Genomic DNA, 18,079 nt, shown 5'->3' on the forward strand with positions numbered 1-18,079 from the left:
ACGATGAGAATAAAAAGTGCGTTCATAGCATTAAAAAAGAGGTTTCTATTTTCCGTACTTCTTCTAATACAGATTACATTTGGATTAGCAACTATAACGAGTTCAATTAATGTGTTTTATAATTTAAACTACCTAAACGATAAATCCAGCTCGGTATTAAATGGGGATAAAACATATTTAGTTACTTTTGAAATGACGACAGATAGATTACAAAGCAATCAATTTAATAAAGAGAAAATTCAAGCGGTTTATAATACAATTCATCAAAATAAAGATGTGATTTCGTATGGTACATACGAGGAGCGAGTTATTGAAATAGAGTCAAGTAATAGAACATTTCAAAACAGTATGATTACGGATTTGAAACATAAAACGTTTCACGACGAAAGACCTACTATTAAAACAATTTTTGTAGATGAAAATTACTATAAAATGTTACATTTACCTTTAAAACCTGAAGAAGGTTTCTCCTATGATGACTTTCAAAAAAATAGTGAAGAAAAAACAAAAGTTTTAATGGGTTCTTACTTTAAGAAATATTTTCAAGTTGGGGATACAATTAATAATCAATATACAATTACAGGGTTTTTGCCAGAAAATAAATTTATCGTAAATAATAATACGACGAACACATATTTGAAGTTGGATTACGCAATGATAATGCCTATGTCATTTGATAGATTTGAAAAATATGAAGCAATGTTTTTAAGACTGCATCAAAGTACAGTTTTATATTTACAAAAAGGTGCAGATGTAAAGAAACTAGAAGAATCAATTCAACTTAAAGGAAACGGCGGTACGTTTCATTTGAAAAGTTTAGGTGATGAAATAAATGAAGATGTTACTCTTAACGGCTATTCTGAAATACCTCAACTTATAGTAGGAATCTTATTCATTGTATTCTCGATTGTCGGAATTGTAGTAACGACCATTGTTTCTATCTTGATGAGAAAGCGGGAATTTGGTATAAAAATAGCTTTTGGCGAAAGTAAATTTGGTATGTTTATTCAAATTGTTTTAGAGAACATTATTGTAGCAATAACTGGCTTAGGAATGTCAATAGCTTACTTTTCATGGAGGTATGGGGTTCTATTACAAATGTCGAAGGATTTAAAGGAAGCAACGGTATTAGACTTTAAATTGGATATGCCTATATTGTTTTTAGTATTTCTTTTCTTATTATTGATTATCATTGTCTCGAATGTAACTGTCTTCTTGTTTATTAGAAAGCTTGAACCGAAAACATTAATAGGTGGGATGGAATAATGGGGTTAATTGAACTAAAAGATATTAAGAAGGTGTATAGTAATAAGAATCACAATACGTTCGCGTTAAACGGTATAAATTTAACGATATATAAGGGCGAAATTATAGCGGTAATGGGGCGATCAGGCTCAGGGAAGAGTACATTACTAAATGTTATCGGGTTAATTGATATGCCAAATGAGGGTGAATATACGTTAAATGGAAAATCATTAACTGAAATTAGAGCAAATAAAGTTCATAAAACAAGAAATGAAATGATCGGATTTATTTTTCAATATTTTGCATTGTTAAAAGAACATACTGTACTGGATAATGTAGTGCTACCACTCACATATAGAAAGCTAAAGCAACGAGAAAGAGAAAATAAGGCGAAGTTCTATTTAGAAAAAGTAGGTTTAAAAGAACATATGTATAAAACACCCGACGAGCTATCAGGTGGACAACAGCAGCGCGTCGCAATTGCAAGAGCGTTAGTAGGTGAACCAGAATTAATATTGGCAGATGAACCGACCGGAAATTTAGATAGAAAAACAGGAGAAGAAATTATGAATTTGCTATTACAATTGAATGAAGAAGGACGAACAATTATTATTGTAACGCATGATATGGAAGTAGCGAATAAGTGTAATAGAATTATTGAGTTAGTTGATGGGGAAATTGTGCAGAGTTAACAATTAAACTAAGATACATCAAAAAAATTGCTTTTTATTTAAGAATCCATGTTGATTGATTTTTCAAAATGGATTCTATTTTTGTTTCTAGAATTAAAGTTAAATAACAAATCCACCGTAACTTTTTACGACTGAAATTCGTTTAACAAAAGAAAGGATTTTTCAATGATGAATGGGGGAGAACCATGAAAATTTTAATACTAGGTGGTACACGTTTTTTAGGGAGAGCTTTTGTAGAAGAGGCTTTACAGAGAGGGCATGAAGTTACATCATTTAACCGCGGAACAAACAAAGAAATTTTTCCTGAAGTGGAGCAGCTTATCGGTGACAGAAATGGTGATGTATCAAGTTTAGAAAATCGTAAATGGGACGTTGTCATAGATACATGTGGATTTTCTCCACATCACATAAGAAATGTTGGAGAAGTACTTAAAGATAATATTGAACACTATATATTCATCTCAAGCCTTTCCGTATATAAAGATTGGATTCCGCATCATATAAAAGAAGACTATATATTACAACCTGAACCGACGGGTGAGCAAATAAAGGCTGTAGAAAATGGTGAAATATCTCCTTATGAGTATTACGGTGCGCTGAAAGTATTATGTGAAAAAGAAGCAGAGAAGTATTGGCCTCGGCGTGTTTTACACGTAAGAGCAGGACTTCTTTCAGGAATGTTTGATTATACAGATCGGCTTCCATATTGGATTCAGCGTGTAGCAAAAGGAGATAAGGTATTAGTTCCAGGAAGAAAAGACCGTCCAGTGCAGATAGTTGATATAAAAGACGTCGCAAATTGGGGACTAAACATGGCAGAAAACAAAAATGCAGGTATATTCAATGTAACAGGTCCAAATTATGATTTGACGATGGAAGAACTATTAAATACGTGTAAAAAGATTACGTATAGTGATGCTGAATTCGTTTGGGTAGACGAATCGTTTATGAGTGAACATAATGTGCAGCCTTGGACAGAGATGCCTTTATGGATTCCAGAAACTTTTTCATTAGAAGGTGAAACGAAGCCGTGGAAAGGTGGTTTTTCTATTAGTATAGATAGTGCTGTGAAAGAAGGGCTTACTTTTAAAAGGTTAGAACATACAGTTACAGACGTGTATGAGTGGATGAAGAGTGTGGACGAATGGGAATTAAAAGCAGGTATTTCAGGAGAGAGGGAGAAAGAGTTGTTAGAAAAGTGGTATCAATAAATTTAGATGAGCTCTTTGAATATACTTGATTGCACATAAGGAGGAGAAAAGGTGATGTGGAAAAACACCATTCACAGTATCTCACCAAACTTAAGTTTGAAACAACCAGCTATGACGGATGAACTAACTGATATACAAAACTGTTTACATGTGGAGTTGCCGAATGATTTACATCAATTATTACAGGAAACAAACGGTGTAGAAGGTGAATACGGGGACTTTATATGGTCTGCTTCAAAAATTAAAACTGAAAATATAAATATGAGAAATATAGTTGATTTCAAGGATTTATATATGCCTTTTGACTGTTTATTATTTTTTGCTGATGGCGGAAATGGTGATTTGTTTGGTTATTCTATTTTGAACGGAATCGTGCAAAGAGATGATATATATGTATGGAATCATGAAAATGATAGCAGAACGTGGGTTGCGCCTTCTTTAAAGATTTTTATGGTGTGGTGGGAGAGTGGAAAGATAACAATTTAAACATAGTATCAAGAAAAAACGCCTTGTTAATAAAGAAACAAGGCGTTTTTCGTATATAAATCTACCACTCAATCGGTTTTTCTCCATACATTTCCCATAGCATAGGAAACATCTTTTTCAATCCTTCCTCGTCATCTTCATACCAGTCTAACTTGATATCAACTTCCTCAGAATGTTCTTCTGTTTCAAACTCTTTTGCTTTCACAATACCAACTGTGCCAATTTCTCCGTAAAACACAACGTAGTCTTTATACCGTATTAGATAGCAGTAAGACATCCACCTCAAAATCGAGCAAATACGAGGAAGACCCGTAAAAATAAGTTGTATGAATTACATTTATTATTAGATTGTGTTTGCGACTATATTTTGGAAATTTTCTGTTGATTTACAATGTACGATAGTATATATTGTATATAAAGTATATATACAATATTTTCAAAAAGAGGTATTTGCATGCAAATCACTATTACGAACACTTCAAAGGAACCTATTTATGAACAAATTAGTGCCCAAATAAAAAAGCTTATTTTACTAGGTGATTTAAAACAAGGAGATGCTCTTCCTTCAATGCGTCAGTTAGCAAAAGATTTACGAGTAAGTATTATTACAACGAAAAGAGCATATGAAGAACTGGAAAAAGACGGTTTTATTAATTCAATTGTCGGAAGAGGGTCCTTTGTAGCAGAACAAAACATTGAAACTATGAAAGAAGAAAAATTAAAAACAGTTGAAGAAAAGTTATGTGAAGCGATTCAAAATGCTAAGCAAATGGATGTTTCTTTAAATGAGCTAAAAGAAATGCTTACAATTTTATACGAGGAGGAAAACTCTTGGAAAACGTAATAGAACTTCAAAATGTCAGTAAATCTTTTAAAGGGTTTCAAATAAACAATTTTTCGATGGAAGTAAAAAAAGGATTTGTTACGGGTTTTATTGGAGGAAATGGATCAGGTAAATCTACAACAATTAAAATGATTATGAATCTAATAAACCCGGATAGTGGAAACGTCTCCTTATTTGGCATGAACTATTCGACTGATGCGAAACGAATTAAAGAAAGAATTGGCTTCGTTTATGACGATAATGTGTTTTATGATGAACTCACATTAAAGGAAATTACTAAAATTATTGCACCTGCTTATAAAAAATGGGATTTTAACCAATTTACATATTATAAAGAGCTGTTCGAATTACCATTAAACAAAAAAATGAAAACATTCTCCAAAGGAATGAAAATGAAAGCCTCTCTCGCAATTGCCCTTTCACATCATGCTGAACTAATTATTATGGATGAACCTACATCTGGACTTGATCCTGTATTCAGAAGAGAATTATTGGATGTTCTACAAAATATTATGCAGGATGGAGAGAAAACTATCTTTTTCTCATCACATATTACAACGGATTTAGACCGCATTGCCGATTATATTACATTTATTCAAAATGGGAAGCATATTTTCACAAAAGATATTTATGCCATTGCAGAGGATTATGTTTTAGTCAAAGGACCACTAGATTTGTTAAAGTTTGATACTGAGCGTGAATTTATTTCTGTACGTAAGGCAAATACAGGTTTCGAGGGATTGATTGAAAATGCACATTCTATCGAAAATTTATTTGATAAGGATGTGGTGATTGAAAAACCGAGTTTAGAGGATATTATGTATTTCATGAAAAAGGGGGATTCAAGATGCTTAATTTAATTAAAAAGGATTTGATTTTACAAAAAACTTTCTTGCCTGCTTATCTCTTATTTCTAGTTACCTATTTGTGGGCCGGCATGGATGTAGCATATGTCATAATCATTTGTAGTGCCGTTTTTGTAATTAACACATATCAATCTGATGATAAAGATAATGCTAATATTTTAGTAAACTCATTACCGTATACTAGGAAGGAAATTATAAGTTCAAAATACGTTGGAACTTTACTTTTTACAATAGTAATCATCCCATTTTGTTTAGTTGGAAAATATTTCATTTTAGACAGCATGGAATTTCAACTTTCCATAGAAAGTTACATACTAGGCTTCTTGGCAGTCATGCTGATAACAGCATTTTACATCCCATTTTTTGTTGCATTTAAAGTGAAAACACTTGTACCAGTTTTTATATTTTTATCTATTGGAGTTATATATTTAATGAAAAATACTCCATATTTATTAAATAAATATGCTAATGGCGTACTGACCTTTTTAAAAGAGATTTCAGATTTGAAATTATTTCTTTTATTTGCTGTCATAGCAGTGGGGTGCTATGGGGTTTCATGGATATTATCTATTCGTATCTATCAGAACAAGGCTCTTTAATAGCAAGTTCTAAAAGGAGGATGGTTTAAATGAAATTAAAAAAAGAGCGTCCTAGTCGAATACGAAATTGGCTGAAAACTATTGGAGCATTTTTCGTTATGCAACTAATTTTTATCATCCTTGACATGAATTCGTGGATACCGAACTTCAAGGAAGGAGGAGTTGGGGATCGTCTCGTTAATTCAGAGTTCTTTACGGAATGGTTCGCTCCTTATAAAACAAAGCAATTTAATGTACTAACGACAGTTATGGCTATTTTATTATTCCTAAATGTAGTAACAAGTGCAATAAAAGACGCTTTTTCTAGAAAAAGAATTAATTAGCACATAAGTTGACCTTGCGTCTTTTTAATAATGTCTTAACTATATTTAAAAACAACAGGAAAAAGATAAAAACTCCACTTATTGATGTTTCACTTTATCTTTTACAATGATTTCTTGAAAATTATTTGATTCTTCAATTTTGTATATTGATAGAGATAGATGCATTCGTCCCCCATACTGCTTCCAAAGTGTGCGCAGTAATTGTGACATATGTATTTATACTTGTGATGACAAATGATGTGTATAATTTTTGGAAAGTTCGAAAATTATTGAACGAACTAGAAAAATTTAGTAATCTTATTTGTACGATACATACATAATAGTTTTATAGCGATTTTTAAATGAAGTATAGGGGACAATCGTTGTGGATCTTACGTTCAAAGTTGAGAAAACATGTTTTAACTACCGCGGCGGAGCAATTTGTAAACATGATAATAAAATACTTATTCTGCAAGGTGACAGTGAAGATTTTTGGTACGTACCAGGCGGTAGAGTGAAAATGCTAGAAAATAGAGAAGATGCATTAAAACGAGAGCTTGCGGAAGAGATAGGTGTTCCTATTAAAAGGAAAAGATTAATATGGTCAGTAGAAAATTTCTTTACACTTTCTGAGCGAAAGTTTCATGAGATTAGTTTTTATTATGAAGTAGAGCTACATGAATTACCTGCAAATGGAGCGGATCAATATATTTTGGAAGAAGAGGGTAGAACGTATTTGTTTAGATGGGTGCCAGTAGAAGAACTGCATACATATAACTTACAGCCTGCATTTATAAAAGAGAAAGTAAAGGATGTATCAGTTCACACAGAACATATCGTACTACAAAAGTAAATGTATTCGGAGGGAGAAACGATGAAGGGGACTAAAAAAGAGGTACATATAAATGACAAAGTAATTCGTTACACACATATCGAAAAAGGTTCTAGTACGGTTTGCTTTATGTTCTCAGGTTCAGGATATAATTACGATAAGCCGTTATTTTATTACGCGACGATGCTTATGCTTGAACATAAAATTGATGTTGTACATATTCATTACTCTTACGATGAACAGGTAATGAATAAACCAATAGAAGAACTAACGAAAGTAATGATGGATGATATTAATCCCGTAATAAATGAAGTGTTGAAAAATGAACAATACAGCAAATCGATGTTTTTAGGGAAGTCACTCGGAACAATTCCGATTGCAAATGATTTAATGAAGAGAGAAGAATTCACGCAGTCAAAAATGATAGTGCTTACACCTTTACTAACTTTTGAATCTATTTTTGATTCTATTTTACATAGTAGTCACGAAGGGCTTTTAGTTATTGGGGATAAAGATCATCAATATAATGCAGATCAAGTTAAGCAGTTATATAAAACGAATTTAACGATTGATGTTATCAAAAATGCAAATCATTCTGTAAATGTTGGGGAATTTGAAACAGAGAATTCAATTGAAGCGATAGCGAAAATAATAGAAAAGCTTAAAGAAATTGTTAGGGAAAACTAACTTATCAATACATGCAAAAAGAGGTGCGAATTGCACCTCTTTTATTTTAATAAGCCTTCAACACATGAAGCAAATAATCTTTCCGGTTCAGCGGATTATAATCAACACGTTTTCGAGTAGGGAAGGGAGGTTTCAGTTTTGTGAAACCAGCTGGCTTCGTTGTAAATATGCCTTCTCCTTCAGTGAATGAATGAAGCATTCGCTGAAAATTCTCTGTTTTCGCAACAGGTAACGATCCTGTTAAATGGTATGAGTCATTATTGAATATCGGCTCGCTAAAAGTTGCTGGAATAGCAGCGAGCTTATACATTGCGGTACTAATTGCCTGCTCCGGTACAGTTAATTCAAACGCATTTACTGGTTCATATACATATGTTTCAGCTTTCTTTAAAGCATCCATTAAAACGAGTGGCGTTACGTTTCTAAAGTCACTCGCTGTTGTAACAGGGCTTGCATAACCTGTATGCGTTAACGTGACAGAAATATCCGTAACTTCCCAACCGTATAAACCTTGTTTTAACGTTTGAAATACAGTATCTTCAATCGCTTTATGAAATGCTAAAGGTAGTGAGCCAAGTTCAACGCCTAATTTATATGTTATGCCAGAATTAAGTTCACCACGTTCGACTTTGAATCCAACTGTTGCGTAAAATGGATTCGTTTTTTCGCCCATTACTTCAACGGAAATCCCAATGCCAATTGGCTTCTCAATACATACAACTCGCGTATTTGAAAAAGTAACCTGCAAATTATATTTCTCAAAAAGAGTCGTTTCAATTACTTCTTTTTGTACTTGACCGAAAAGGCGAATGTATAGTTCATTATGAACATCATCTTTCCACACTTTAATGAGTGGATCTTCTTCACATAGTTCCATAAGAGCAGCGTATAAATCATGAATTCGTTCTTTAGGTACTGCATCGATGGCAGCTTCCATTTGTGGTTCGGCAAAGTGAATATCTTTTATATAATCAGTCCGTGCACCGATAATATCACCAATTTTAATATCACTTAGTCCCCACACTTTGCAAAATTCTCCGCTAGGAACGGTAGAAGTTTGAACAGCATCTCCATTATGAAACATGCACATTTTTTTAATCTTTTCCTTATGTGGTAGAGACTGATCGCGCTGTATATCAACATATTTTCTAACGTGTAAGTTACCAGAAAAAACTCTTACATATGCAATCTTTTCTCCAGAAGGTTCACGTTCAATTTTAAAAACAATACCGGACAATTTTTCGTCTTGAGACAGATTATTAGCTGGAAGTAAGGTTGAAATATTTTCAAGTAGTTCAGATACTCCTATACCCGTCATTGCGGAACCGAAGAAAATCGGATACACATTTGCTTGCGCTATTTGTTTAATGAGTTCTTCTCTTAACATTGTGTCCGTTACGATTTCGTTATTTACATATGACTCAAGTAACGATTCATTATATGGTGCTAATCGTTCTATACAATCATCATATGATTTATATTCAATAATACGAGCTTCCTTTGTTCCTTCGTTTAGGACAGAGTAAAAGGGGAATGCTTCATTTGAAAGAATCGTTTTTATTTGCTTTACAACAATTTCACTATTTGCACCACGACGATCAATTTTATTTACAAATAAAATAGTCGGTATGTTTAGTTTCTGTAACGTTCGCATTAAAATCTTCGTTTGTGCTTGCACACCTTCAACGGCAGAAATAACTAAGATTGCACCGTCTAAAACGCGGAATGATCGCTCCACTTCAGCGATAAAATCAGCGTGTCCCGGTGTATCGATGACATTTACTTTTAAGTCATCAATAAAGAAAGAAACGACGGATGCTTTAATCGTAATTCCGCGCTGCCTTTCTAATTCCATTGAGTCTGTTTGCGTACTTCCGCCATCAACTCGGCCAATTTCTTTAATCACATTCGTTTCATAAAGAATACGTTCAGTCAAACTCGTCTTGCCAGCGTCTACGTGCGCGACAATCCCTATATTTATTGTTGTCATATATCAATATCCTCATTTCATTTTCCATTTTCATTTCCTCATTTCTATTTGTGTATTGCCGCATTACAATCACTCTCCAGTCATTTAAATTATTACTATTATAATGTAATTTACATTTTTTGTAACGCTACAAAGCGCCTTAATTTGGAAAAAATAAAATGAAAACAAAATGCTTGCATTCTAAATCGATATAGATTATATTAATTGACGTATCAACTATTGATATATCAAATGATTTTTAAAATTGGATGTAAAGGAGGGGTAATTTGACAAGTTCATGCTCAAAAGAAGCGATTATTTTATATAAATTACACTTTCTAAATAAAGAAGTAAGTTCGAAATTTGAAGGGTGTACGGGTATGAGCCAGTCTCGATTAGAGCTTATACTTCAGTTATTTGAAGTAGGTGAAATTAGTCAAAAAGCACTTCAGCAAGAAGTGAACATTGATAATGCCGCGATAACGAGGCATTTAAAACAGTTAGAAGCAAACGGAATGATTGTAAGACGTAAAAATCCAGACGATAACAGAATTACGTTAGTTTCTCTTACTGAAGAGGGACGAAATAAAATTCAGGCGTTTCAAGAGGAAAAAGAACGTTTTGCAGCATCGGCATTTAAAGGATTAAGTGAAGAAGAACGCGACAATCTTTTAAATATGTTAATTCATATTCAAGAAAACATAAAAGAACTTTAAAAAAGGGAGAATACAACTATGACTAACTCAGTAAAAACAAATGATTTTAACGAAATTTTAACAGGACGTCGTTCGATTCGTAAATACGACCCATCAGTGAAAATTAGCAAAGAAGAAATGACAGAAATTCTTACAGAAGCAACACTTGCACCATCTTCAGTAAACATGCAGCCATGGAGATTCGTAGTGATTGAAAGTGACGAAGCGAAAGCAACACTTGCGCCACTTGCGAAATTTAATCAATCTCAAGTAGAAACTTCTTCAGCAATGATCGCTTTATTTGGTGATTTAAACAACTTTGATAACGCAGAAGAAATTTACGGTACAGCAGTAGAGCGCGGTTTCATGCCAGCAGAAGTAAAAGAAGACCAGATGAAAAAACTTTCAGCTTACTTCTCAATGGTTACACCAGAAGTAATGAAAGATACTGTACTTATTGATGGTGGTCTTGTAGCAATGCAATTTATGCTAGCAGCTCGTGCTCACGGTTATGATACTTGTCCAATTGGTGGTTTTGAAAAAGACCAAATCGCTGAAGCGTTCGGATTAGATAAAGAACGTTACGTACCAGTTATGTTAATTTCAGTCGGAAAAGCGGCTGACAGTGGTTACCAATCAGTACGTCTTCCAATTGAAAAAGTTGCAGAGTGGAAGTAATTTTAAAGAAATAAGTGAGATATGAGAGGGGAAACACCATGATTATTATTCACGCAATATTTCAAGTAGATCCAGCGAAACAACAATCATTTTTAGAAGAAATTCATCCGCTAATTCATAGTTCAAGAGAAGAAAGTGGAAATGTGTCTTATGATTTATATAAAGATACAGAAAAAGAAAATGTGTATACGATGGTAGAAGTATGGAAAGATGAAGTAGCGGTTGCGAGTCATAATACGAGTGAACACTTCACATCTTTCGTTAGCAAAGCAAAACAGTATTTAACTGCTCCTCTTGATATAAAAGCTTATAATGGAGAGTTAGTGAAATAATAAGGTAGAAAAAGATGACTTTAGCGAATGGCTGAGGTCATCTTTTTTTTGTATAAGTAGAATCCACTTTGGATCCAGTTATATTGATAGGTAAGTGTTGCTCGTATCCTCAGGAACAGTGGTTAATTGTTTATTAAATTCGAACATTCGGTTTATTAGAATATTTTTCCATGGTATAATTTTCTTGAAAATATAAGGTAGAGGGGAGTAAGTGATGGGAGAATTTCAAAGTAATTTGCATAGAGCAACGCAACTTGCAACGAAAATGAGAAATGCTTCAGATAGAATGCAAAGTGCTACTAGTCGCTCTATAAATAAGGCAACGCGTACGACACTATCTGTGAACTTCAAAGCACAAGAAGCAAATCAACAAAATTTACAGATCACGAAACAATTTTGCGTTGCTTTTCAACAAACAATTGATAATATCCATTCCGTAGCAAATGAATTTGAGAAAATGGATACCGGACTTCAAAAGACTTTTCAATAATGTAACAACCTACGTAAAGGGGAAAAGGTAGGGAGAAAAGATGAGTCAAGAAATTGAAACGAGAATCAGTCAATGTAATCAAAAATTACGAATTATATTTGAAGAACAAAATGAAAACCGAATCGCGCTGCAAAATCAAGAACGAGCTGAGGTTAGTTTTCATGAATGGAAAAATAGAAATAATCGTTTATTTAACCGAATACTAGAAACTTGGTATGGTGACAAAGATGCATTTCACCTTTTTACGAATATGCGGCAAGAGATCGGACAGTATGAAAGAAAACTTACATTCGAATTAGAAAACGAAAAAGAGACGTTGCTTAAAGAAAAACGGCATCTCAGTGAGAAAGAAAACGACCTTTCCTATGAACAGCAGCAACTACAAAGGGAGGTCAATACATGAGTTTAAACATGTATTTGGGAGAAGTACAAAGTCAAACTCAAAGTATGAACGCTATATGTAATGCTACGATTCAAAGTATGGAACAAGCCATTCAATCTATTGATGCCTTTGCGATAGACACAGTATTACAAGGACAAACATACAGTAGTGCAAAAGCCTACCTTGTCCAAACATTTCGGCCATTAGCGCAAGGGATTATATGCTTATGTGAAGAATTAATTCGCCAAAACGAAGCATTCCCAAACGATTTCCAAGCAAAAGTTGCTTCAACAGATGTTATCGAACATGAAATAAGACAACAAATACAAGAAATCAATCAATCCATTGCAAGTATAGAAGCAATAGAAGTACTTACACCAATGCCTGGAGTAGACGCAATTATTGCAGTCTTAATTGCAATGAGAAAAAAACTAGAAGAAAAACTAGAGCGTTTACAAGAATTCGATCATTCGTCCAGTAACAACTACAGCACCGCCCTCCAATTAGCAGCTAGCATCACAGCCGGACTCGCTGAAGTGCAAAGCGGGAAAGGATTTAGTCCTGTGGGTGGTACGTTTAGTACACAAGGGTTGAATATGGATTGGGTGAGTTCGATTCAGGGGATTATAGAAGAAATAGCTCGAAAAAATGATCAGTCAATTAAAGATATAGAAACAAATAACATAATTGAGAAGAAATCTCCGGTTAGAAATGCTTGGGACGATGCGACAGACAGTATAGTTGGCACGTTTGAAACAGCGAAAAAGATGTGGGAAGCTATTCAAAGAGGATCGGGGAAAGCTATTGGTGATGAAATCGAGTCCGCAATAGCTTTAAGTAATATGGACATAGGAACTTTTATTAATGTAACCTATGCACTTTTCCATTTGGATGAAACTGCAAAAAATATGTGGCATGCATTTTCAAATAAAATAAAACGAGATATGATAGAGGGAGATGCAGAGAGTCGTACAGAATTGACTACCTATGGATTAACACAAATAGCTACCACAATATTAGGCGATAGGGCACTAAATAAAGTAGGCCATATCACAAAAGGAGCAAAAGCATCAAGTGGAGTAAGTACATTTGCTAATGCAGTAAAACTAGCAAAAGAATTGAAGCCTACGCTTGAAATGTTACAATCATTTAAGAAAGAGGCTTCCTATGCATTCTCTAGTGTTGGTGGAACTGTTGTAACCAAAATACCTCAAGGTGAATTGATAGAAGCTTATTATAAGTTTGCGAAGTCTAAAGATGGTGGTAAGGGTACGGGTGATACTAGATTTGCTTATAAGAATAATCCTATGGATAATCCAAAGGCGGCAAAAGATATACATGAAAATCCAGATGCAGTTTATGGGTTTTCTCCAAATCCAAACTCGGAGAGTATAGGTGGATTTGCTGATGCACTAGACTGGACAAATCCAGAACAAGTGGCTCAGGCAACTGTAAGAAGGCAGAGTTATCATGATAAAAATGATAATATTATAGAACTAATTAATAAAATGAAGAATGAGGGAAATTCAATTGAAGAAATTGCAAGAGCGGTAAATAATCAAAGAAATCAGAATCGATTAAATGATTATATAGATGATCCAAAAGGACTAGAGCGTGTAATGGCTAGAAATGAGGTTAAATATGGTAATCCACATGGTCCAACAGCAGAATTTTCATTTAATAAGTATGGTTCATGGGAAAAAGTGATCGAAAAGTCAATGAGTGCAAACCCAGGAATGGACGCATGTTGTGGTTTATATGATAAATATTATCATTTATATAGAATTGGGAGTAAGTAATAATTTATTGTATGGTTAAAAATGATAATCTAGTAAGTATACTACTTGGGAAGGTGTGCAAGAATGAATGATACTAAAATAAATATTATTTATGAAGACTTTGATAAAGATAACATAATTATTTTTTTTGAAAAAAACGGAAGAAACATGTGCCTTACTTTTGGATTATATGAGTTTGAAAATGAGATGGAGTATTGGGATATGCCAACTAAATTAAAAAAATATAATGGGGAAATAGGATTTATTTTTGATAAAAATATTAATAGAATTGATTTAGAAATGGAAATAGCTCGATTTATAAAACATAATGATTTAAATAAACTAGATTTTTAATGTGTTTTCAGGAGAAAAATAAGGTAACTATTCAGCTGCCAAATTGATTTAGTTATTTAATATTTTTATTTACATCCGACAATAATTATACAAATCGGGATGTCTGTTTGATGAAGCGTAATAGATATGATGTTTTATTTTTAGGGAAATGAGACTCTGAGATTACAACTCATAGTGATTAGTTGATAAATATAAATATCTGGAATGGGCAAAAAACTAACGAACTCGTACAAACTCGTAAGGTTTAATGTAGTAATTGTCATAACATACAGAAGGTGTCATGACAACTACTACAAAACGTACAAATTTAATACTACTTAAAAACATATGAACTTAAAGCACTTGGTTGTCTATTTGAGACAATAAGTGCTTTTTTAATTGAAAGGTAAGCTATAAATTTATCGAAATTATTTTTATGAATTAAAGCTAACAGAATATGCATATAGGCTTCAATTGCAGGTATATAGTTTGTTTTTCAATGTCAAAAAACATTAAAAAAAACAGGGCAATATTATTAAATAGCCGGGTCCATTGTAGAAATATTTGAAGGTATTTCGCTCATAGGCGGATCTAATTTCTTAACTATCGTCGCAGAAGTAGGAACTGGTGGGTTAGCATCACCAATTGTTATTCCATTAGATATAGCAGCAACAGCTGCTGGGGCTAGTCTTTTTGCACATGGTGGATTTGTTTGGGATAAATCGATTCAAAATGCTAAGGATACTCTTCAAAGAATCCAGTCTTCTGGTGGAGGAGTTAAGGGGACTAATAATGTTGGTAAGAGCCTGAGTAAACCTAAGACAATAAATAATGTACAACAAGCTAAAATAAAGCAAAAAGAAATTATAAACGAAGTAGAAAATGGTAACGTTAAACTTAAAACTAATAAACAAAAAGGTAATTATGGAGAAATGAAAATGGATGTTCATTTCGAAAGTAAAGGTTTTGATAGAATTAGTAACGAGTTTAGATGATAAAATAGTTAAAGGAATAGACGGGGTTTATTATAATCAGGGCCCACCTCCGAAATATATAATCGGCGAAGCTAAATATGGTGGTGCTAAACTAAGTAAAACTAAAGATGGAAGACAGATGAGCGATACTTGGATAGAGGGAAAGATTAGGCTAGAGAAAGCAGTAGGAAAAGATGCTGCTGATGATATTTTGTTAGAGGGATATGATGAGATACTAGTTAATATTAAAGAAGACGGCTCTATTATAACCAAAAAGTTAGATGATGCAAGAACTATAAAAAAATAAGAAGGGTTGTTTAGAAATGCTAAGGGATACACTTAAAGACAAAGAATATTTTTTGGAGTATATTTCTGAAGAAGAAGATAGAATAAATAAATTTGAAACAAAATTACGCAATAATGAAGTGCGAGAAGATAGGATTTTAAATGTGAGAAAGAAGGTATATGATTTAGAATATCAAATTTTAATAGCTAAATATTCTATGGGGGAACCAATAGAATCCTTGATAGACGACTATAAATTAATAGCCGGAAAAATGGAGGAATTTTGGGATATTAATCTTTATGAAGATATGTTGTGGATGCTTTCTATAGGTATTATGCTGGAGATTGATAAAAATACATTTGATATTCTTGCAAAATTAGTAGAAAAGCATAAGGTGAATGATTTTTTATATAATTTTATCATTCATTATAGAAATGAAGAAGTGAACTATCAAAACAGTAATTGGTTATTTGAAAAGCCATTTAAAAGTCTAATTAATGTCATGATGTGTAATGATAATACAAAATCTTGTGAATTCATGAAAGAATACTTGTTAGAGCGATGGTATGTGGGGCATAATGATATGGGATGGTATGAATGCCATAAACACCAGGAAAAATTATATTTTGGTTATTGGAGTTTTGAAAGTGGAGCAATCGCAAAGATTTTAAAATTAGATGATTCAAGTTTAAAAAATACTTTATATTACCCTTATGATATGGTGCATTATCAAGAAAAATAAATGTAAGAATCCACAGTGATAAATTTTTTACACTGTGGATTTTTAAGTTTGTGTTAAAGTACCTATTAAGGGTACGGCTAACGGTAAACCTAGCAGTAAAAAAACACAACTGTAGATAATTTTGATGCAAAAACAGCTACAAATAAGCAAAAAGGTAATTATGGTGAAATAAAATCTAGTGACAATTTACTGAATAATCAAAGTTTAAAAGAAGCTGGATTTGATTTAAAGCCAGTCGGAAAAAGTACACCGTCAGGTATAAATGATAAAATAGTAAAAGGAATTGATGGATTATACGAAAATACAAATGCAGAATCAAAGATCAAATACGTTATAGATGAAGCTAAATTTGGTAGTTCACAATTAGGAAAAACTAAAGATGTACGACAAATGTCAAATGATTGGTTGAATGGTGCGAAAACCAAAAAAATAGAATATTTAAAGCTGTTGATGGAGATAAGAAATTGACAGATAAGATTAAAAGAGCGCTGGAAAGAAATCAAGTAGAAAGAGTACTATCACAAGTCGATAGTACCGGAAAAGTAAAAGCATATAGGTTAGATGCAAAGGGAAATATTATTGGAGAATGGCCATAATTTAGAAGCTAGGAGGAATCAAATAGAGTGAGATTTTGACAATGCTCTTATTGATTGGGGGCATATAGGGGAAAGAGAAGTTGGATATTTAAATCTAATTTGGATGATATCTCTAGGAATTTTATTAGAGACGGAGAAAAAGAATCTTGTAAGTTTAACTAAGCTAGTTGAGAAGGAAGATATGAACGACGCAGTAATTGATTTCCTCTTATGCGCTAGTGATATCGGATACACAAATATGACGAACAGATATTATAAAGAAAATCCATATGTAAAAACGAGAGAGATTATAGAACTTGCACAAATAGATAAAAAAGAAGCATCTAAAAGATTACAAACGTACATGGAGAAAGAATGGTTTAAAGGCCATTATGATTATGAATGGAAAAATGCGCATAAAGAACCTGGATATGTAGGGTATTGGAGCTTTGAGACAGCTGCAATAGTAAAGATACTCGGACTTGATGATACAAGTTTAAAAGATAATAATCATTATCCATATGATTTGGCACATTATAAAAATGAAATGAAATTCAAGCATATAGACCTAAGTGAATATCACTATGAAGATGAGACAGAAGAAATAGAGGATATAGTAGAAGGAATTGAAAATAATCCTGCACTGGAAAACATGATTCCGCCAAAATGGCATTCATTGGTCAATGAATTGATTCATGACTATGAGAATATGGATGATAGTAGTTTTTATGAAAAATACAAAAAAACGATAGAAATAGGTCAAGTGTGGTTCTTACCACAAGAGTATGAAGAAGAAAATGAGCAAAAAAATCTATTAGGAAGTTTAATTGTGTTTGCCCTGACGGTAAGAGAGTATATATTACAATTGGACTATAAAGAAGATTTAGAAGACTACATTGATAATCTAAAAAATTTCTGGAATGTTTCAGAAACAAAGTTAGTTCAATTTATGTTAGAGAATGATCAAAATTATTATGCATGGGTACCAAAAGAAGCAAACATCCCAAATATGTATGAAGTGAAGATAGAGAGTGTCGATGTAGAGGAAGTTTTATAACGAGCAAATCAAAATATTGTGCAT

General features: G+C 33.0%; 22 protein-coding genes and 3 pseudogenes. 22 read left to right on the forward strand and 3 right to left on the reverse strand.

Translation table 11 applies throughout. The features are described 5' to 3' along the window. The first annotated feature begins 3 nt into the window (after positions 1 to 3). The 4 genes from QCI47_RS12755 (at position 4) to QCI47_RS12770 (ending at position 3,634) form a co-directional block, all read left to right on the forward strand. Positions 4 to 1,266 carry an ABC transporter permease gene (locus QCI47_RS12755; RefSeq protein WP_309423207.1) on the forward strand — a complete coding sequence of 421 codons (1,263 nt, stop codon included), beginning with the start codon at positions 4 to 6 and terminating at the stop codon, positions 1,264 to 1,266. Then, positions 1,266 to 1,937, forward strand: coding sequence for an ABC transporter ATP-binding protein (locus QCI47_RS12760; protein ID WP_000522868.1), 672 nt, complete (start codon positions 1,266 to 1,268; stop codon positions 1,935 to 1,937). The genes QCI47_RS12755 and QCI47_RS12760 overlap by 1 nt, the downstream gene beginning before the upstream one ends. Positions 1,938 to 2,122: 185 nt before the next feature. After that, positions 2,123 to 3,148 carry an SDR family oxidoreductase gene (locus QCI47_RS12765; protein ID WP_062921118.1) on the forward strand — a complete coding sequence of 342 codons (1,026 nt, stop codon included), beginning with the start codon at positions 2,123 to 2,125 and terminating at the stop codon, positions 3,146 to 3,148. Positions 3,149 to 3,202: 54 nt separating this feature from the next. After that, a complete protein-coding gene (locus QCI47_RS12770) occupies positions 3,203 to 3,634 on the forward strand; it encodes an SMI1/KNR4 family protein (protein WP_000265813.1) in 432 nt (143 codons plus the stop codon). Between the two features lie 61 nt (positions 3,635 to 3,695). Here the strand turns inward: QCI47_RS12770 and QCI47_RS12775 are convergent, their stop codons facing one another. Further along, positions 3,696 to 3,893 (reverse strand): hypothetical protein, encoded by a 198-nt coding sequence (locus QCI47_RS12775; protein ID WP_061130390.1) that lies wholly within the window; start codon positions 3,891 to 3,893, stop codon positions 3,696 to 3,698. 195 nt (positions 3,894 to 4,088) lie between these two features. Between QCI47_RS12775 and QCI47_RS12780 the strand changes: the two genes are divergently transcribed. The 4 genes from QCI47_RS12780 to QCI47_RS12795 are packed head-to-tail and all read left to right on the forward strand — an operon-like array spanning position 4,089 to position 6,266. Continuing rightward, positions 4,089 to 4,478, forward strand: coding sequence for a GntR family transcriptional regulator (locus QCI47_RS12780; RefSeq protein ID WP_001167463.1), 390 nt, complete (start codon positions 4,089 to 4,091; stop codon positions 4,476 to 4,478). Next, positions 4,466 to 5,338 (forward strand): ABC transporter ATP-binding protein, encoded by an 873-nt coding sequence (locus tag QCI47_RS12785; RefSeq protein ID WP_000432461.1) that lies wholly within the window; start codon positions 4,466 to 4,468, stop codon positions 5,336 to 5,338. The genes QCI47_RS12780 and QCI47_RS12785 overlap by 13 nt, the downstream gene beginning before the upstream one ends. Beyond that, positions 5,326 to 5,943, forward strand: a complete 618-nt coding sequence (locus QCI47_RS12790) for an ABC-2 transporter permease (protein ID WP_000933347.1) — start codon at positions 5,326 to 5,328, stop codon at positions 5,941 to 5,943. The genes QCI47_RS12785 and QCI47_RS12790 overlap by 13 nt, the downstream gene beginning before the upstream one ends. A 29-nt stretch (positions 5,944 to 5,972) precedes the next feature. After that, a complete protein-coding gene (locus tag QCI47_RS12795) occupies positions 5,973 to 6,266 on the forward strand; it encodes a YfzA family protein (protein ID WP_076868711.1) in 294 nt (97 codons plus the stop codon). Positions 6,267 to 6,344: 78 nt separating this feature from the next. On the opposite strand, the gene QCI47_RS12800 is transcribed toward QCI47_RS12795, so the two are convergent. Continuing rightward, positions 6,345 to 6,476, reverse strand: a complete 132-nt coding sequence (locus QCI47_RS12800; RefSeq protein ID WP_001992524.1) for a hypothetical protein — start codon at positions 6,474 to 6,476, stop codon at positions 6,345 to 6,347. 154 nt (positions 6,477 to 6,630) lie between these two features. On the opposite strand from QCI47_RS12800, the gene QCI47_RS12805 reads away from it, so the two are divergent. Together QCI47_RS12805 and QCI47_RS12810 are read left to right on the forward strand one after the other, a co-directional pair. After that, positions 6,631 to 7,098, forward strand: coding sequence for an NUDIX hydrolase (locus QCI47_RS12805; protein ID WP_000366261.1), 468 nt, complete (start codon positions 6,631 to 6,633; stop codon positions 7,096 to 7,098). A 21-nt stretch (positions 7,099 to 7,119) separates the two neighbouring features. Next, complete coding sequence (locus QCI47_RS12810) at positions 7,120 to 7,764, forward strand: alpha/beta family hydrolase (protein WP_000679149.1); 645 nt, start codon at positions 7,120 to 7,122, stop codon at positions 7,762 to 7,764. Positions 7,765 to 7,810: 46 nt separating this feature from the next. Here the strand turns inward: QCI47_RS12810 and QCI47_RS12815 are convergent, their stop codons facing one another. Then, positions 7,811 to 9,754 (reverse strand): GTP-binding protein, encoded by a 1,944-nt coding sequence (locus QCI47_RS12815; protein WP_309423206.1) that lies wholly within the window; start codon positions 9,752 to 9,754, stop codon positions 7,811 to 7,813. 266 nt (positions 9,755 to 10,020) lie between these two features. On the opposite strand from QCI47_RS12815, the gene QCI47_RS12820 reads away from it, so the two are divergent. The 12 genes and pseudogenes from QCI47_RS12820 to QCI47_RS12875 all read left to right on the forward strand — a co-directional run. Then, the gene (locus tag QCI47_RS12820; RefSeq protein WP_000204165.1) at positions 10,021 to 10,449 is read left to right on the forward strand and encodes a MarR family winged helix-turn-helix transcriptional regulator; all 429 of its coding nucleotides are present in this window, start codon (positions 10,021 to 10,023) and stop codon (positions 10,447 to 10,449) included. Positions 10,450 to 10,467: 18 nt separating this feature from the next. Then, positions 10,468 to 11,106, forward strand: a complete 639-nt coding sequence (locus QCI47_RS12825; RefSeq protein ID WP_000185385.1) for a nitroreductase family protein — start codon at positions 10,468 to 10,470, stop codon at positions 11,104 to 11,106. A 38-nt stretch (positions 11,107 to 11,144) separates the two neighbouring features. Then, positions 11,145 to 11,438, forward strand: coding sequence for a putative quinol monooxygenase (locus QCI47_RS12830; protein WP_000583810.1), 294 nt, complete (start codon positions 11,145 to 11,147; stop codon positions 11,436 to 11,438). 214 nt (positions 11,439 to 11,652) lie between these two features. Then, entirely contained in the window at positions 11,653 to 11,928 is a 276-nt protein-coding gene (locus QCI47_RS12835; RefSeq protein ID WP_000503628.1) for a TIGR04197 family type VII secretion effector, read from the forward strand. Between the two features lie 40 nt (positions 11,929 to 11,968). Continuing rightward, a complete protein-coding gene (locus QCI47_RS12840; protein ID WP_061130393.1) occupies positions 11,969 to 12,331 on the forward strand; it encodes a DUF3958 family protein in 363 nt (120 codons plus the stop codon). After that, positions 12,328 to 14,109 carry a T7SS effector LXG polymorphic toxin gene (locus tag QCI47_RS12845; protein ID WP_353811810.1) on the forward strand — a complete coding sequence of 594 codons (1,782 nt, stop codon included), beginning with the start codon at positions 12,328 to 12,330 and terminating at the stop codon, positions 14,107 to 14,109. The genes QCI47_RS12840 and QCI47_RS12845 overlap by 4 nt, the downstream gene beginning before the upstream one ends. Before the next feature lie 63 nt (positions 14,110 to 14,172). Beyond that, entirely contained in the window at positions 14,173 to 14,442 is a 270-nt protein-coding gene (locus tag QCI47_RS12850; RefSeq protein ID WP_001000171.1) for a hypothetical protein, read from the forward strand. Positions 14,443 to 14,960: 518 nt separating this feature from the next. Then, a pseudogene (locus QCI47_RS12855) lies at positions 14,961 to 15,216 on the forward strand (hypothetical protein); the annotation flags it as partial. Between the two features lie 171 nt (positions 15,217 to 15,387). Beyond that, on the forward strand, positions 15,388 to 15,702 hold the full coding sequence (locus QCI47_RS12860) for a cytosolic protein (protein ID WP_353811811.1): 315 nt from the start codon (positions 15,388 to 15,390) through the stop codon (positions 15,700 to 15,702). Between the two features lie 16 nt (positions 15,703 to 15,718). Beyond that, positions 15,719 to 16,423, forward strand: coding sequence for a PoNe immunity protein domain-containing protein (locus tag QCI47_RS12865; RefSeq protein WP_000943014.1), 705 nt, complete (start codon positions 15,719 to 15,721; stop codon positions 16,421 to 16,423). A 67-nt stretch (positions 16,424 to 16,490) separates the two neighbouring features. Beyond that, positions 16,491 to 17,019: pseudogene (locus QCI47_RS12870) on the forward strand (hypothetical protein); the annotation flags it as partial. Between the two features lie 31 nt (positions 17,020 to 17,050). Beyond that, positions 17,051 to 18,055: pseudogene (locus tag QCI47_RS12875) on the forward strand (PoNi-like cognate immunity protein); the annotation flags it as partial. Positions 18,056 to 18,079: the final 24 nt, after the last annotated feature.

Origin of the sequence: Bacillus cereus group sp. RP29, assembly GCF_040459765.1 — a bacterium.
In the GTDB taxonomy this organism is placed as follows: Bacteria; Bacillota; Bacilli; order Bacillales; family Bacillaceae_G; genus Bacillus_A; species Bacillus_A paranthracis.